The organism is Noviherbaspirillum phoenicis, from assembly GCF_047237965.1.
In the GTDB taxonomy this organism is placed as follows: Bacteria; Pseudomonadota; Gammaproteobacteria; order Burkholderiales; family Burkholderiaceae_D; genus Noviherbaspirillum_A.
In genome coordinates, this window is the sequence record NZ_JBDFLX010000003.1 from 1 (window position 1) to 14,692 (window position 14,692).

A 14,692-nucleotide genomic window follows, 5' to 3' on the forward strand; every position below is an offset into this window, starting at 1 on the left:
TTTAATCTTGCCATCGATAGCAAGCTGCGCGGCTGCGATTTGGTCAGTCTGCGAGTCTGTGACATCACGCAGGGTAAAAGCATCTTCCCGCGCGCAGTGGTCATGCAACGCAAGACACATCGTCCAGTGCAGTTCGAGATTACTGAACAAACGCGACAGTCAGTCGCTAGCTGGATCGAAAAGGCTCATCTCGCAGCAGATCAGTGTCTGTTTCCCAGCAGGGTCGCGAAGTCGCCTCATTTGTCCACCCGACAGTACGCACGCATCGTGGCCGCCTGGGTGGGCTCCATCGGGTTGGATGATGCTTCGTATGGCACCCACACCATGTGGCGAACGAAAGCAACGCTGATCTACCGGCGCACGAAGAACCTGAGAGCCGTTCAGTTGCTGCTCGGGCATACCAAGCTTGAAAGCACTGTGGGTTATCTTGGAATCGAGGTTGATGATGCGCTCGAAATAGCCGAGCAGACAGAAATCTAGCGATAGGCCGGCAGGTGTCTTTTCACCACAATGGGCGCTGCCCGGCCAAAACCGGACTGTCGTGGACTGCCGGAGTAGCCTCTTTTTTGCTAATAGCCAATGCGTCTAAAAGATTCCTCCCAGGTTGAAAAAAAGTTCCGAGCTTTTCTCCGCTCTAGGTCTCTCAAGCTTTCAGCCCTAACTGTGCCAATCGCGCTCGACGCTATGGAAGAGTTTTGGCGCACCAGCCGATTCTCTGACGTCCTTGCTGAGCATGGCGACGGAATCGCGTGCTATGAGGACGTAACCGACCACGGACGCGGAACTCGCCTTGAAATCGGCTTGGTCGGACTTCTCAGGCTTTCATCCAGCGACAGTGGTTTACCTTGCCTAGCTCATAGACTACGACTGCGTCTCTGCTATAGGTGGGACATGGACGTCATTACGCATGTGCTGCCTGCTGGGACTTGGTCGTTCGCATGTTGGGATTTTCGAGAGTTCGAGTCTTTCAAACGATCGGTTCGCAGTACCGCCGGCTATGCTGCAATGCAGGACAAAAAGCCTGCTGAGGCAAACGCCTCGTTCGACACCGTTTCGGCGGTGGCGGACGATCTCATGCCAGCCTTCGGAACTCGTCAGATGTGGTGGGGAGTGATTTAGTCTGTCTGCCAACGGCAGCTTTGGGTCGATTTTCCGCGTTCCCATCCCATACACAACTGTCCCTCCCGTAACGGTTTTTGTCTCCCTCAAATCGGCGAACAACCAAAAAATAGATGTTGTTGGACGGGATGAAAGAAGCCGAATTAACTCTGGGCTGCTTTCTGCCGCAAGGGCAGCCCTTGCTGGCTAGGCATTAAAAGTCCCTGCGGAAGCTCACCTCTCATCTTTCGATAAGCGAGGTTTCGCAGGTAAGACGCGCAATGCGTCGGGCGCAGGGGACAAGTCGCGCCGTCATGCTCTACTTGTCGGAATGACTGCGAGTGTAGATGCGTTTTTCGCCTGCTCTATCCACGGCTAGGTTAACCTATGAGAATTATTTGAAAAATGAACCGGTGGACCCGGTAGGAGACCTTGATGAAGCGATTCACCAGATTAGCCATTACCATATCACTCTGCGCAGCAAGCATGACTGTTTTTGCGCAGCAATATCCCAGCAAGCCGGTTAAACTCGTCATCCCTTTCCCCCCTGCAGGCGCCACGGATGTTCTTGGCCGCGCCCTGGGCCAAAAACTCTCCGAGTCGCTGGGACAGGCGGTCGTCATTGAGAACCGCCCCGGCGCCGGCAGTACGATCGGTGCAGAGCAGGTTGCCAGCGCGCCAGCTGATGGCTATACCTTGCTGCTTGCATCCGGCTCAATTTGCATCTCCGCGAACCTTTACAAGAAGCTTCCCTTCGATCCTGCGAAAAGCTTCGCCCCGGTGTCGCTGGTTGGCCATGTACCGCACATGTTGGTCGCCAATCCAACCGTCCCGGCCAATTCCGTCAAGGAACTAATTGCCCTGGCAAAATCCAAGCCTGGTGAAATGAATGTGGCGTCGCAGGGCAACGGCACGTTGTCGCATATGGAACTCGAACTGTTCAAGCTGGCTGCTGGCGTCGAGTTGACCCATGTGCCTTACAAGGGCAGTAGCAATGCCATGACCGATCTGCTGGCAGGAAATGTGTCGATGCTGTTTGACAGCGTGACTTCTTCGCTTCCTTTGGTGAGGAAAGGACAACTGAAGGCATTGGGCGTGGTCAGCCCGAAACGGCTGACATTTGCACCAGACATTCCAACCATCACCGAAGCCGGCGTACCGGGGTTCGACGCGGCCAACTGGTTTGCCTTGTTGGCACCTGCTGGTACCCCGAAGGAAATTGTGCAGGTCCTCAATACCCATGTAGCTAGGGCGCTGGAATCGGCGGAACTGCGCCAGCGCCTGGCTGCCCAGGGCGCGGTTTTGGAGAGCAGTACACCGGTAGCGCTGGCAATATTGATCAGGGATGATCTGGACCGGTGGGCAAAAGTCGTCAAGCAGGCCGGTATCAAGCTGGAATAGCATCGAAGCCCGAAGCCCGAGGCCCGAGGCCACCTGCGCACGCGGCATGACGATGGCACGCCGCGTGCAGATGCATAGTTCAGCCTTGATTATGCAGCGAGTACTGGATTTGATCGGCGTTTTCAGCTGTCCGATCGACCGGGTTCGGCCAAGAGCGGTCATTCAGCTATCCAGTGAATTAAATGTTGCTTTGACAATTTCCTCATGGCACGATGGGCGGTGGTTGACTGATATCAGCCTCGTACGGCGTCTATCGGACGACCGTGTCCGGATATCCGGACCCGTATCATTTATTCATCGACGAGAAAAACGCTATGCCACGGCTTGGAATCAAAGACGCATTTGCGAAGTACGGTGCTACGCTGAACAACGTTCAATGGTCCGTATCGGCTTGGGCTCCAGACGGCTCACTAGTCGTGAGCCTGTGGGCTCATCACTATAGAAAAGGTCCACCAGGCACTGTGGAGTACGCAGACTCTCTAGACCGTTGGAAAGGGCCGGGGAATGCTGAGTTCCGAAGAAACATCGCTGAAGCCTTTTCAAAGCGCAGGAAGGTAAGGCTGGTTGTTGTAAGCACACCGGAAACAGAGCATGTTCAGTCCGGTAGCGACGCAAGCGAGGTAAAGAAGGACTTTGATGCTAAGCTTGAACTTATTGGGGAAGTTACCGAACTCAACGGCGATAACTATGTATTTCGGTTCGCAAAAGCGTAATCATGCTTGCGTAGGCAAGGCCTAACCTTTCCATCGAGAAGACGTCGCACGACAGACCAAGGGCCGCCGCTCATGTCAAACGTTGAAATTCAAAACGGCTATGTCCGCTTTCGAGGATCCCAACTGACTGGTTTGGGCCGGGTACGGCCACCCAGTCCGCCCGGAAGCGGCCAAAACCAGTCGTTTAAGTTACAACTATTAGATTTGTTATTCAAATATTAAAAAGACCACAAATAGAGGATTCTGGAAAAGGTGGTTAAAAGGAATTAACTGGAAACAATGTTTTGAAAGACTAGACCTTCAGCACGTTTCCATTGTGAACTAACTAACGAAAGCTCGGATCTTTGCAATTGTTTTCTGGAGAAAATTGGGTCGAGGTGCGCTCCAATCCCCAGAGCTTCTTGCCGGCTGCTTTGGGATGTGCAAGATAATGCTGGTTCCTCTCTGCGAAGTAAAGGTCAATCGCATGCATAGCATCTTCCTTCGTCGCGTAGTCGCTGTTATGGATGATCGCCTTTGACATGCCACTAAAGACTGATTCGATAATGTTCAGAAATTGTGCGGCAGCCGGTAGCGGAACAATTTCGATAAGAGGCAGATGCGTGGATAGAGCGGCCGCGTTGTGTTCTTCCACAAAGTTCAGCAAGCTGTTCGATTTATGCCAACTCGCCGCATCCCAGGATAAATATAGCTTATCTGTTGTTGGGTACTTCTCAATCAATGCATTTGCCAGCTTGATCATCTCCGCGCTATCCTTAACAGGCGAGAAGAAATGCGTAATCTGGTTTCGAGAAAGCTCAAGCGCCGCTGTACAAATCAGCCTGCCTTTGGACCTTTGAAACTGAGGCACAATACGCTGCCCTTTAATCGGCGACAACGAGCGTCCCATTTGCATTTTTACGGAAAACGGGCCGTACTCATCAATGGAGAAAAAGCGTTCATTGTCTTTCAAGTGGCCAAGGATGTCTTGGATATGCGCCACCTTTAGCTTGTAATTGGGATCGTGGCTGGTAAGCACTTTGCGCGCGCATTTCCACCTGAATCCTGAGTCTTTTATTATTTTACGCAATATGCCATAAGAAGTAGAGAGTCCTTTGGCTTTTAAGACTTTTTCCAAGTCGTTCATGCGCCAGGAAGTACGGTTGATCCCTGAAAGCGACGGTGGTTCGTGCAGCAGGGAAAAGATCGTCTTCTTGAGCGTGGAGTCATTTTCTTTCTTAAGCCGAGGCTGAGACAAAAAGACGCCTTTTACACCGCCAAGCTTATTAGCCTTGAGGTAACTGCACGCAGTGCGAAGACTAATACCTAAGAACTTGATGAGACAATTAATAGGCCAGTTTTGATCTTGGGCGAGCAGAAACAATACTTTCTTCCTATTAGTCTTCTTATTGGTCTTCCTTTCAGGAAACAATTTATCAAGCAAATATTGTGTATCTGCTTCTGAAAAAACTTTGGAATCGTATCTTTCCGTTTTTTCGAGGTCGGCTAGCCATCGATCCCATTCTGCACGCAACCAATATTCGCGGTTTATGAGAGGCTTCGCCAAAGCAGTCGATTTGTTGTGGATTTTTCGGCGCCGTTCAACAGCTGCTTGGCTGCTTCCAGTTAATGTATCCCGCGGGAAAAGTGACGAAATAAATTTGGCACCTTCCTCATCCGGCAACCTGCGAACGATGTGCTGGACTGTCTGCCATAAGTGCCCTTCATCCGCATCTTCATAAATTTTACGGTAGTGGAACACTGAACCTAACGAGCCTTTGTAACCGTCGCGTTGCATCTGATGATAGAGCTCAGTCGTCGAAAGACGTGAAGCTTCCGGTAGGCGGTGATTGTCTGCTATTTGCCTCTCTACAATATCGTTGTGAACTTTTGGACGCCCATTTTGCAAACCTTCTTTGTATCTGAAGCCCGGCGGCTTTTCATAGGCAAGCATTTTCCGAATCGTGCTGATACCGATGTGTTCTGAAGCGCTAACGGCGGTTCTTGTTTTGCCCTTCAACAATATTAACTCTCGTACTCGCGCCCACTGAGCAAAGTCTGTGTACATGATGAAATCCACATGATCGCAAGGTAGAAACTGTCGTCGACCCCCTTTCGCAGGATAGGACGATTTGATGATTTAGCGAGCGTTTTTGTATTTCATCACTTCAACAAATCTACCAAAAGGTATAAATTAACTAACTTATGGTTAAATTTTCTCATTTGAATCGGGGGCACTATGACCAAAGACGAATGCAGTCGCTTGAACATTTCCCTTCTTCTGTTAGAAATGATTATCGATATTTCCGACGGAAAAGAATGCGAAATCACCGATTTAGCCTGGGCCGCACATAGTTATGTCCAGTCTGTCACGCTTGAGGCGGTACTACCGGACACAGAAGCACAAGAGCTATACGCAAAGTTGCAAGCCTCTCATGCCATTGTCGAAGCAAGAAACAAAGCCGATTAGACAAATCAGACGCTAGACAGCGTTGATCGGGGAGTGGAGCAGACTAAGCGTTGACTATCTGGCTTGGTAAGGTTTAGGTCCGTATATGGACTCCTCCTCGTTTGCAAACAATCCGAATTCAGGCCATGGGGTACGACTGCTCACGTATATCCGGTCTCGCACTGCTGCATCTGTTTCAGATGCTAGATCCTGATGGGCTATTCGCGCGCTGACTCCCTATCGCTTTGACGGGCTTGGTAGCCTCAGACCTTTACGGGTTCTGTCAGCGCCGGTTCGACCTGTTGGCCATCATGCGGCTTGTCATGCAATCGTGGTTCGGATACTCCTGTAATGGTACTTCTGCTGCTGAGCTTATGCCAATTCCGGTTGGTAATCAGTGTCTTTAGTCATCATTGCCCAGGCGATGCGTGCTGTCTTGTTGGCCAATGCCACCGCGGCGATGTTCGGGTGACGCGTTGTTGCGATTCGCATCACCCAGGTGCTCAATCGATCAGTCTTAGCTTGAGCAGTGCGAATGACTGCTCTGGCCCCGTGCACGAGCAAACTCCGCAGATACGCGTCACCACGCTTGCTAATGCCGAGCAAACGCTCCTTTCCTCCCGAGCTATTTTGTTTGGGCGCGAGCCCGAACGAAGCAGCCATCTGTCTTCCGCTGGCGAACTGGCTGGCGTCACCGACGGTGGCTAATAATGCTGTCGTAGTCACCGCACCAATTCCGCGCAGTTGCAGCAACCGTACAGCCACCGGATCCTGTCGAGCGATCTGCTCGATTTCCTGATCGAGTTGCTGGACACGCTCATCTAATGCCAGCAGGTCTTGCCATAGTCCGCGTAAAAGCCGACGGAATCGCTCACTCAAACCGTTCTCTTGATCCTCGAGCCATCGTGGGATTGCCGCTCTTAAGTGCAGCAATTCTTTCGGTGCCACGAGACCGTATTCCGACGTTAATCCTCGAATTTGGTTGCCTTTGGCTTTGCGCTGATCAATCAGGCTGGCTCGGACCCGATGCACAGCCTGAACATCTTGCTGTTCGACGGCTTTTACCGCTACAAAGCGCATGTTCGGCCGGCTTATCGCTTCGCAGATCGCCTCGGCATCGTTGGCGTCGTTCTTGTTGCTCTTGACATAGGGTTTGACGAACTGAGGGGCAACAGGCTTGACGGTATATCCTCGCGCCTGCAGCAACCGAGCCCAGTGATGCGCACCACTGCACGCTTCCATGCCAATCTCGCAGCCAGGCTCGATTCGGTCCGTCAGCGCTTTGATCCAGTCGCCCCGGCCGAGCTTGCATCGCCATATCGCCTTCTCATAACGATCAACACCGTGGATCTGAAAGACATTTTTTGCCAAGTCGACTCCAACGCGGATAAGCTTCATGACGGACTCCTTCTTTTCAAACCGGTAGTGTGGAAACTCCAGTTTGGCACTTGCGTGCCTTCAGGGGGAGGAGGAGTCCATCCCATTGCTTTGCTTGCTCCGCAGTTCCCGAGTTTATAGTCCATTAATAACGCAAGTCAGAACAAATTATGCTTCAGTGGTCACCGGAGAGCACAACTGATAACCCTGGTCAATTTCCCTTTCCTAGCCAAGCCCAGGAAAGGAATGCCGAGCATCCTGCAAAGCACGTTACACATCCAAGCGAGAGCGCAGTGTTGGATGGCAGCATGGTAATGACGAGACTGCCCATCGAGCCAGCGCCTATGCGCAGGCAACTCACGAGCGCAGCAGCCGATCCCACTAGCAAGGGCGCAGCGCTCATACTGCCTAGTGTAGCGGTCGGCATCAATAGGCCATTACCGATTCCAAACAGCAGCATCGGAAATGCAACCGACCACGGCGTAGGCGGAAAGCCCAACGCCAGCAAGGTAATGAGCGTGCCGGCGGCAATGAAGAGCAGGCATCCACCCTCAATGAGGGATTTCTCGCTTACTCGCGATGCCATGCGCGTAGTTAAAAAGGTACCTACCATGAAACCTGCTGCCGGCATGGCTGCAAACAATCCATAATCTTCTGGCGCCACTTGCATGCTCCCTATCAACAGCACTGGCGCCCCAGTCTGAAAAGTGAACAGCCCGATTGCTCCGCACATTACCGGGATGGTATGCACTTGGAACTTGCGCATTCTCAGCAGTCCGACATAGCTGGTCGCCATCGATAGAAAATCGTTGGCATTGCGCTTGTTAGCGGGTAGCGTTTCTACTAGCCTTTGAGCAGCCAAGATGAACAGCGCCAGCGCCATCCCAACGACAACTACGAAGTTCGCTTGCCACCCGAGATGCTGTTGCACATAGCCGCCGAACATCGGCGCAAGCATCGGGGCCATTGCCACTACCATCGAAACTTGCGCAGCCGCCTTCGCTGCAGCCGGCCCAACTAGCGCATCCTTTACCATCGATCTCGAAAGCACCAGACCGCCGCTAGCCCCAATGCCCTGCAGCACTCGCCCTGCCAATAGTATGGGCACGCTGTGCGCCATCAGTGCGACAATACTGCCGACCAGGAAGACAAACAGCATGGCGAGCCCTACATGGCGCCGCCCGAGTCGATCGCTCATTGGGCCAACAACCAGTGAAAACAGTGCCATTGAGGCCAGATACACCGTAATGGTGTCTTGAATTTCGCCGGACCCTACGTCAAAATCGGCGGCCATGGCAGGGATAGAAGGAAAATGTACTGCTGAAGCGAATAACCCGAGCCCTGGCAGCAGGCTTATTATCCATAGCGGAGGCAATGCCTGGGCGCCCGCATTTGATGACAAAGCCATAGGTTCAGCAACCACTCATCATTCGAGCCTAGGGACTGCGCCGCCCACAATCCGGCGTTCGCGGAGCATGACGATTTCTTGCTCGCTGTAGCCGGCTTCCCTCAACACTTCCTCGCTGTGCTGCCCTAACACCGGCGCATGGAACCGCACGCGTGCCGGCGTAGCGGAAAAGCGGGTTGGTGGTTGTACAAAGCGTATCGGGCCTTCAGTCGGATGGTCGGCACTACTGAACAGTTCGACCGCCTTCAAATGTGGATGATCGATGAGGTCGTCGATGCCATATAGTGGCGTCACTGGTATATCAAGCTCAGCGCAGATCTCCACCCATTCGGCAGTGGTACGCTTGCGCGTGATCTCGGTCAGCGCACTGTACATCTCCGTAATCAGCTTATTGCGCGCCTGCCGGTCATCTACACTGAACTTCTCCGCAAGATCAGGACGCCCGCTGATCTTGAAAAACGCTGCCCAATGGTCGCCCGTATAGGGAAGTATCGCAATATAGCCATCGGCGGTTGGCGCCGGTCGTCGTCCGCCTGACAGCAGTCGCGCGTAGCCGGCCCTGGCTGGCGCCGGATCGAACGTCAGTCCGCCCAAATGCTCAGCCAGTGTGAAAGCCACCATAGTTTCAAACATCGGCACCTCAACATACTGGCCGCGGCCGGTGCGCGTTTTGTGGAAGAGGGCAGCCAGCACTGCATTCACCACAGCCATGCCGGCAGTCTTGTCGGCCACCAATGTAGGCGCATAATCCGGTCGTTCCCGACCTACGCTGTTGAGGCTGGCGATGCCGCAGGCTGCCTGAATGATGTCGTCAAAAGCTGGTTTGTCCCGATCTGGCCCGGACTGCCCAAACCCCGGTGCTGCACAGTACACCAAGTCGGGGCTAATTTTAGAAACTGCCTCATATCCCAGTCCCAGTCGCTCGATAGCACCAACCCGCATGTTGTGTATGAAGATATCGACCGTTGGAATCAGCCGCTTTACAACTTCCACGCCCTCAGCAGTTTTCAGATTGATCGCAAGTGAGCGCTTGTTGCGGTTCACCGCCAGGAAGATCGAGCTCATGCCGGGATGCAGCGATACCCCATTAGAACGCATCAGGTCGCCATCCAAGTTCTCGATCTTGATGATTTCCGCGCCATAATCCCCCAATATCTGGGTTGCGATCGGTCCCAGCACCACTGACGTCAGATCCAGTATGCGCACGCCGGTTAGTGGCCCGTTGTTGACCTCTTCCGCATCCGCGGTCGTACGGTCAATTTCTGCCTTGCTAGTCATTCCTTACCTCGTTGTCGAATAGATTCCCAGATTGAATCAGGCCAGCCCTGCATGGTGGCCGCCGATGTGCCGGCTGCGCCTTGCAGCATCTTGCCGCCGTCGATGAGCACCGTTTCACCGGTAATGAAGCCTGCATTGTCCGATACCAGAAAGGTGCAGAGGTCAGCTAGTTCATGGTGCCTCCCGAGGCGGCGCAGCGCCACGCCGGCCTCTGGCGGCGTGCCGTGCCGCTCCGGCGGCATCAACTGTGACCAGGCCGCCTCTGTCGGGAATGGGCCGGGCACCACGCCGACCAGGCGTATGCCTTTCGGTCCCCATTCAACAGCGAGACTCTTGATCATGGCCACCAGCCCGGCCTTAGCCATCGCAGATGGCGTTGTGAACGGCGCCCCTACCAGCGCTGACTGCGTCAGTATGTACAGCACCGTCCCAGAACGGCCTTCGTCTATCCACCGCCTGCCTGCTGCGATCGTGCAGTAGGCGCCACCCTTGAGCACGATATCGATCACCGCATCCACTGCGCGCGGCGACAGCCTCTCGGTGCGCGCCAGGAAGTTGCCGGCGGCATTGTTGACTAGCACGTCCAGTGGCCCACCAAGCCAGATGGTACTCATCATTGCTTCCACCGCTGTGGCGTCGCGAACGTCGCAGACATGCGTTTCGACGTGCGTGCCTAGTTCATCACGTAACTCTTGGGCAGCCTGTGCAAGCATCGCTCCCCGGCGTCCACATATGACCAGGCTGGCACCTAGCTCAGCATAACGTCGCCCTATACTCTTACCCAGGCCGGTGCCGCCGCCGGTGATCAATATGCGCTTGCCGGCGAGGAGGTTGTTGGTAAACATGATTACTGCGCCTTGATGCCGGCGGAGTCCGCGATGCCGCGGAAGCGTGCGATTTCCACGTTCTGGTATTCGCGCATCCCTTCTGCCGTGTAGGGCATCAATTCGCCGCCGGTCTTCTTGACAAAGTTCTTGGCTGCGTCCGAGTGCAGCGCTTTCTGCATTGCGTCGGCCAAAGTCTTGGTCACATCGTCGGGCGTTTCCGAACGCACGTAGAAGGAGGTCCATGAGTAATTCACATATTCTGGATAGCCGCTTTCCTTGACGGTCGGTACGTCGGGAAAGTCGGGATGCCGTGCCTCGCCCGATACGGCGAGGGCGCGTAACTTGCCGGACTTGAGTGTAGTCGCGGCCCCACCCAGGTCGACCATGCCCACATCCAGGTGGCCGCCCATTACGTCGGTAAATACCGGGGCACCACCCTTGTACGGCACATTCATGAATTTAACGCCGGTCTGGCTTGACAACCATTCCAAAGCCAGCCGGTATCCGTCCGCATAGGTCCCGACCGACAGCTTCTTTTCCTTTCCCTGGACCACCAGGTCAGCGATGGTCTTGATCGGCGAACCTGGTGCCACGACCAGCGCATTCATGCCTCGACTGACACCCGAAATCGGCTTCAGGTCCTTTAATGGATCGTACGGCAGATCCTTGATGGTGACGGGGTTGACTGCGATCGGCGAATTGCTGGCCAAAAGGACGGTGTGGCCGTCTGCAGGCGCGTTTTTAACCGCTGTGACCGCGACGATGCCGCTGGCGCCGGGCCGGTTTTCCACAATGAAGCTTTGATTAAGGATTTTTGCGAGCTGCTCGCCGAAGAACCGCGCAGAAGTATCGGAGCCGCTGCCTGCCGTGAAAGGGACAATAATAGTTACCGTCTTGGTGGGGAAATTCTTGGTCTGTGCATAGGTTAGGGGAGCCAGTACCATTAGTCCAAGCAATGCAATTTTTGCTAGTTTCATTTCGTCTCCATCATTTATTTATAGTTTATGTTGGCACCTCGAGATATAGCACTGCCTGGCTTAAAGTGTCGTCAGCATTGGCCATAAAGCATCCGCCCCCTGCTTGGCTACCATCCGGCCGAGGCGCATTTGCCAGAAGGTTTCGTTACCGAATTCGTCGCGCCAGGCCCACAGCCGTCGGGTGGAGAAATGCAGATTGTGTTCGCGGGTGTAGCCCATTGCCGCATGAATCTGGTGCGCGATTTCTGCGCCCTTGCCGGCGGCTTCACCAATGCGCGCTTTGGCTACCGCAGAGGCGAATTCGTTGGGCTGGTCGACGCTAGCCTCCACAGCCGCATCCGCCGCGGCGCTTGATGCGGCAGCGTGGCCGGCCAGAAGCGCCAGCATGTGCTGCACCGCTTGAAACTTGCCGATCGGGCGGCCGAATTGCACCCGCTCGCCTGCATACTGCAGTGAATAGCCCAGAATACGTTCAAGCGCACCTGCCATCTGTATGCCGCGGTACAACGCGCCTTCAACCAAGAGTCTATTGTGGGCATCGGGTAGAGGGGCGGCGGCCAGCACTGGCACGCCTTCAAATACCAGTTGGACGCGCGGGTCGCCACCGAGGTTTTTTTCGGTTTTACGGCTGGCCCCTTCGGTTGACACCAGACAGACTGTCTCCACTCCGGCGCAATTGGCCACGACAACGACGGCGCGGCAGTGCTCGCCCCAAGGTACTCGCTGCGTCGTACCAGACAGAAGGCCAACTTTATCTAGCGCCAGCGTGGCGTTGCCGGTTTCGGATGCCACGGTCAGCGCGCCTTCCGGCACATCGATCCCTGCGGCACATAGTAAGCGACCCGCCAGCATGGTTTCTGCCAGGGGCACGGGTGCTGCATGGTAAGCACTGCGCTTGAGTGCGGCCATCGCATCCTCGAATGTCACCCCGGGCCCGCCTGCTGATTCAGGCAGAGCGGCTTTGGTCAGGCCGGTATCTTCCAACCCCTGCCACATGGCCGCTGGCCAGATGCCGGCTTCCGAGCTTTCACGGGCCTCTCTTGTGCATGCGCTATCAAACAGTCGGTCGACTGTGTGCAACAGGTCATCGGTCATCTCGTTCATCGCAGTCCCAGCCCCTTCGCAATCATGCCTCGCAAAATTTCCCTCGTGCCGCCCCGGATCGTGAAGCCGGGTGCGCGCAATATCGTCATGCCCAGCAATTCTGCATAGCTGTCGCCACTGCCCATGGTTGGTTCGGTCGGAATCAGGTGCCGGAATACTTCCGGGATCTCGCGCTCGAATGTCGTGCCGATATCCTTGACCAGCGCCGCCTCGACCAACGGCTGCTGTCCGCGATGCAGCATGCCGGCCACCGAGGTCGACATTCTTCGCAAGATAGCGAGATGCGCGACAAAACGGCCAATCTCGTTGGCGGCGCGGTCATCCGGCTCGCTACCTAGCACTCTGATCGATTCGGCCAGCAGCTGGTAGGTGCTCAGGAAGCGGTCCGGGCCAGAACGCTCAAAGGCCAGTTCCCCGGTCACCATTTTCCAACCGCCGTCGACTTCGCCTACTACCATGTCATCCGGTACAAAGTAATCGTCAAACACTACTTCATTGAAGTCGTGGCCACCGTAGAGGTTATAGATCGGCCGCACCGTGACCCCAGGTTCGGCCATGTCGATGATGAACTGAGTCAGGCCCGCATGCCGGTTCTCTTCCTTGGCTGACGTACGCACCAGGGCAATCAGGTAGTTAGCGCGGTGTGCGCTGCTGGTCCAGACCTTGGTGCCGTGAATGCGCCATCCGCCATCAGCCTTGACAGCACGAGTGCGTACCGCCGCCAGATCAGATCCGGAGTCCGGTTCGCTCATTCCGATGCCGAAGAAGCATAAGCCCGTAGTGATCTTGGGCAGGATGGTCTGCTTGGCACGCTCGCTGCCATAGCGCAGAATCTGGTGGCCACTCTGACGGTCCGCCACCCAATGCGCCCCCACCGGCGCCCCACCCGCCAGCATTTCTTCCGTCATCACATAGCGTTCGAGCGCAGTTTTTTCGCCTCCGCCGTATTGCTTCGGCCAGGTCATGCCGATGAACCCGCGCTCACCGCATTTGCGACTGAAATCGGCGTCGAACGATGACCATGAATTGCGCTTGGGTGTGAAGGTACCAGCCGCTACTTCGTCAGCGATGAATGCCCTGATTTCCTGGCGCAGAAGGTCTACGCCAGAGGGCATCTGCACCGGTCCGAATTTGAAATCCTGCATCCCGTCTCCTGTCCTTGGTTTTTAATAAACCTTCATCGTGTTGTTTTAATTTATCGTGGACGCAGGTTTCCGGGCAAGGTAAAATTCCTCTATGCTTTTAAATCACACATACGTATTTTGAGATCGGATCCAGAAAAGCGCCTCTTGCCTCGTTAAGTGAAAGCCCTATGGAAAACGCAGTCGTCAAATCAGCCGCACGAGTCATCCAAGTATTCGAATTCTTCGATGCAGTACGGCGCGAGAGCACCGTGGCCGACATAGCTGATCATTTCGGCTGGCCACATTCGAGCACCTCTGTACTGGTGCGCAGCCTGGTCACCTTGGGTTACTTGCACTATGAGCCCAAACATCGCACCTATACGCCTTCCTTGCGCGTGGCTCTGCTAGGCGACTGGATACCCAATTCCATGTTAATACACGGCAAAGTCACGGAGCTGATGGAACGCCTCAACATGGAAACCGGCGAAACGATCGTGCTGGCCGCGCAGAACGGACTGCACTCGCAATATCTACGGGTCATACAAGGCACGAATACGCTACGTATGCACCTGCAGATTGGAACGTTGCGTCCATTATTGTATTCAGGCACCGGTCGCATGCTACTTACGCGTATGACGGATGCCGCCATCACCAAACTTGTTCAAAAATACAATTTGGCTGCGGAAGAGGGAGCCCGCGTCGACATTGCCGGACTGCTGACTCAAATTGGGGAAGATAGGGAGCGTGGCTATGCCGTGTCGATGAATCAGGTCACGCCGCACGCGACACTGATTGCCATGTTGTTGCCCACCGAGCCGAACGAGCGGCCACTGACCATTGGCGTTGCTGGCCTGACGGACCGTCTGATCGCCAACGAACAGAACTATGTACGCGCAATGCAAGAGCAAATCGCAGGATTGCTCGCGACATCGTGAGGCAATCGCACATCCCAGTCAG

14 protein-coding genes are annotated in these 14,692 nt (G+C 54.8%); 6 read left to right on the top strand and 8 right to left on the bottom strand.

Translation table 11 applies throughout. The annotated features are described in order from the left end of the window. From ABC383_RS22410 to ABC383_RS22425, 4 genes are all read left to right on the top strand, one after another. The coding region (locus ABC383_RS22410) for a tyrosine-type recombinase/integrase (protein ID WP_413017409.1) at positions 1–480 on the top strand (480 nt) is incomplete at its 5' end. A 411-nt stretch (positions 481–891) separates the two neighbouring features. Continuing rightward, positions 892–1,119, top strand: a complete 228-nt coding sequence (locus ABC383_RS22415) for a hypothetical protein (protein WP_413017410.1) — start codon at positions 892–894, stop codon at positions 1,117–1,119. A 414-nt stretch (positions 1,120–1,533) separates the two neighbouring features. Then, complete coding sequence (locus ABC383_RS22420; protein WP_413017412.1) at positions 1,534–2,499, top strand: Bug family tripartite tricarboxylate transporter substrate binding protein; 966 nt, start codon at positions 1,534–1,536, stop codon at positions 2,497–2,499. A 263-nt stretch (positions 2,500–2,762) separates the two neighbouring features. Then, positions 2,763–3,212: a hypothetical protein gene (locus ABC383_RS22425; RefSeq protein ID WP_413017414.1), complete on the top strand. Its 450-nt coding sequence runs from the start codon at positions 2,763–2,765 to the stop codon at positions 3,210–3,212. 325 nt (positions 3,213–3,537) lie between these two features. Here ABC383_RS22425 and ABC383_RS22430 read toward each other — a convergent pair whose 3' ends face one another. Further along, positions 3,538–5,259 (bottom strand): IS630 family transposase, encoded by a 1,722-nt coding sequence (locus tag ABC383_RS22430; RefSeq protein WP_413017416.1) that lies wholly within the window; start codon positions 5,257–5,259, stop codon positions 3,538–3,540. A gap of 171 nt (positions 5,260–5,430) precedes the next feature. Between ABC383_RS22430 and ABC383_RS22435 the strand changes: the two genes are divergently transcribed. Next, a complete protein-coding gene (locus tag ABC383_RS22435; protein ID WP_413017418.1) occupies positions 5,431–5,661 on the top strand; it encodes a hypothetical protein in 231 nt (76 codons plus the stop codon). A gap of 351 nt (positions 5,662–6,012) precedes the next feature. Here the strand turns inward: ABC383_RS22435 and ABC383_RS22440 are convergent, their stop codons facing one another. The 7 genes from ABC383_RS22440 to ABC383_RS22470 all read right to left on the bottom strand — a co-directional run bounded on the left by ABC383_RS22440 (position 6,013) and on the right by ABC383_RS22470 (position 13,756). After that, a complete protein-coding gene (locus ABC383_RS22440; RefSeq protein ID WP_413017420.1) occupies positions 6,013–7,038 on the bottom strand; it encodes an IS110 family RNA-guided transposase in 1,026 nt (341 codons plus the stop codon). Positions 7,039–7,228: 190 nt separating this feature from the next. Beyond that, positions 7,229–8,425 carry a multidrug effflux MFS transporter gene (locus ABC383_RS22445; RefSeq protein WP_413017421.1) on the bottom strand — a complete coding sequence of 399 codons (1,197 nt, stop codon included), beginning with the start codon at positions 8,423–8,425 and terminating at the stop codon, positions 7,229–7,231. 18 nt (positions 8,426–8,443) lie between these two features. Then, a complete protein-coding gene (locus tag ABC383_RS22450; RefSeq protein ID WP_413017423.1) occupies positions 8,444–9,703 on the bottom strand; it encodes a CaiB/BaiF CoA transferase family protein in 1,260 nt (419 codons plus the stop codon). Beyond that, positions 9,700–10,548, bottom strand: coding sequence for an SDR family oxidoreductase (locus ABC383_RS22455; RefSeq protein WP_413017425.1), 849 nt, complete (start codon positions 10,546–10,548; stop codon positions 9,700–9,702). Before ABC383_RS22455 ends, ABC383_RS22450 begins: the two co-directional genes overlap by 4 nt. 2 nt (positions 10,549–10,550) lie before the next feature. After that, the gene (locus ABC383_RS22460; protein ID WP_413017427.1) at positions 10,551–11,507 is read right to left on the bottom strand and encodes a Bug family tripartite tricarboxylate transporter substrate binding protein; all 957 of its coding nucleotides are present in this window, start codon (positions 11,505–11,507) and stop codon (positions 10,551–10,553) included. Positions 11,508–11,567: 60 nt separating this feature from the next. Next, positions 11,568–12,611 (bottom strand): acyl-CoA dehydrogenase family protein, encoded by a 1,044-nt coding sequence (locus ABC383_RS22465; RefSeq protein WP_413017429.1) that lies wholly within the window; start codon positions 12,609–12,611, stop codon positions 11,568–11,570. After that, positions 12,608–13,756, bottom strand: a complete 1,149-nt coding sequence (locus tag ABC383_RS22470; RefSeq protein WP_413017431.1) for an acyl-CoA dehydrogenase family protein — start codon at positions 13,754–13,756, stop codon at positions 12,608–12,610. Before ABC383_RS22470 ends, ABC383_RS22465 begins: the two co-directional genes overlap by 4 nt. Positions 13,757–13,923: 167 nt before the next feature. Here ABC383_RS22470 and ABC383_RS22475 point away from each other — a divergent pair, with 167 nt between their 5' ends. Next, positions 13,924–14,670, top strand: a complete 747-nt coding sequence (locus ABC383_RS22475; protein WP_413017433.1) for an IclR family transcriptional regulator — start codon at positions 13,924–13,926, stop codon at positions 14,668–14,670. Positions 14,671–14,692: the final 22 nt, after the last annotated feature.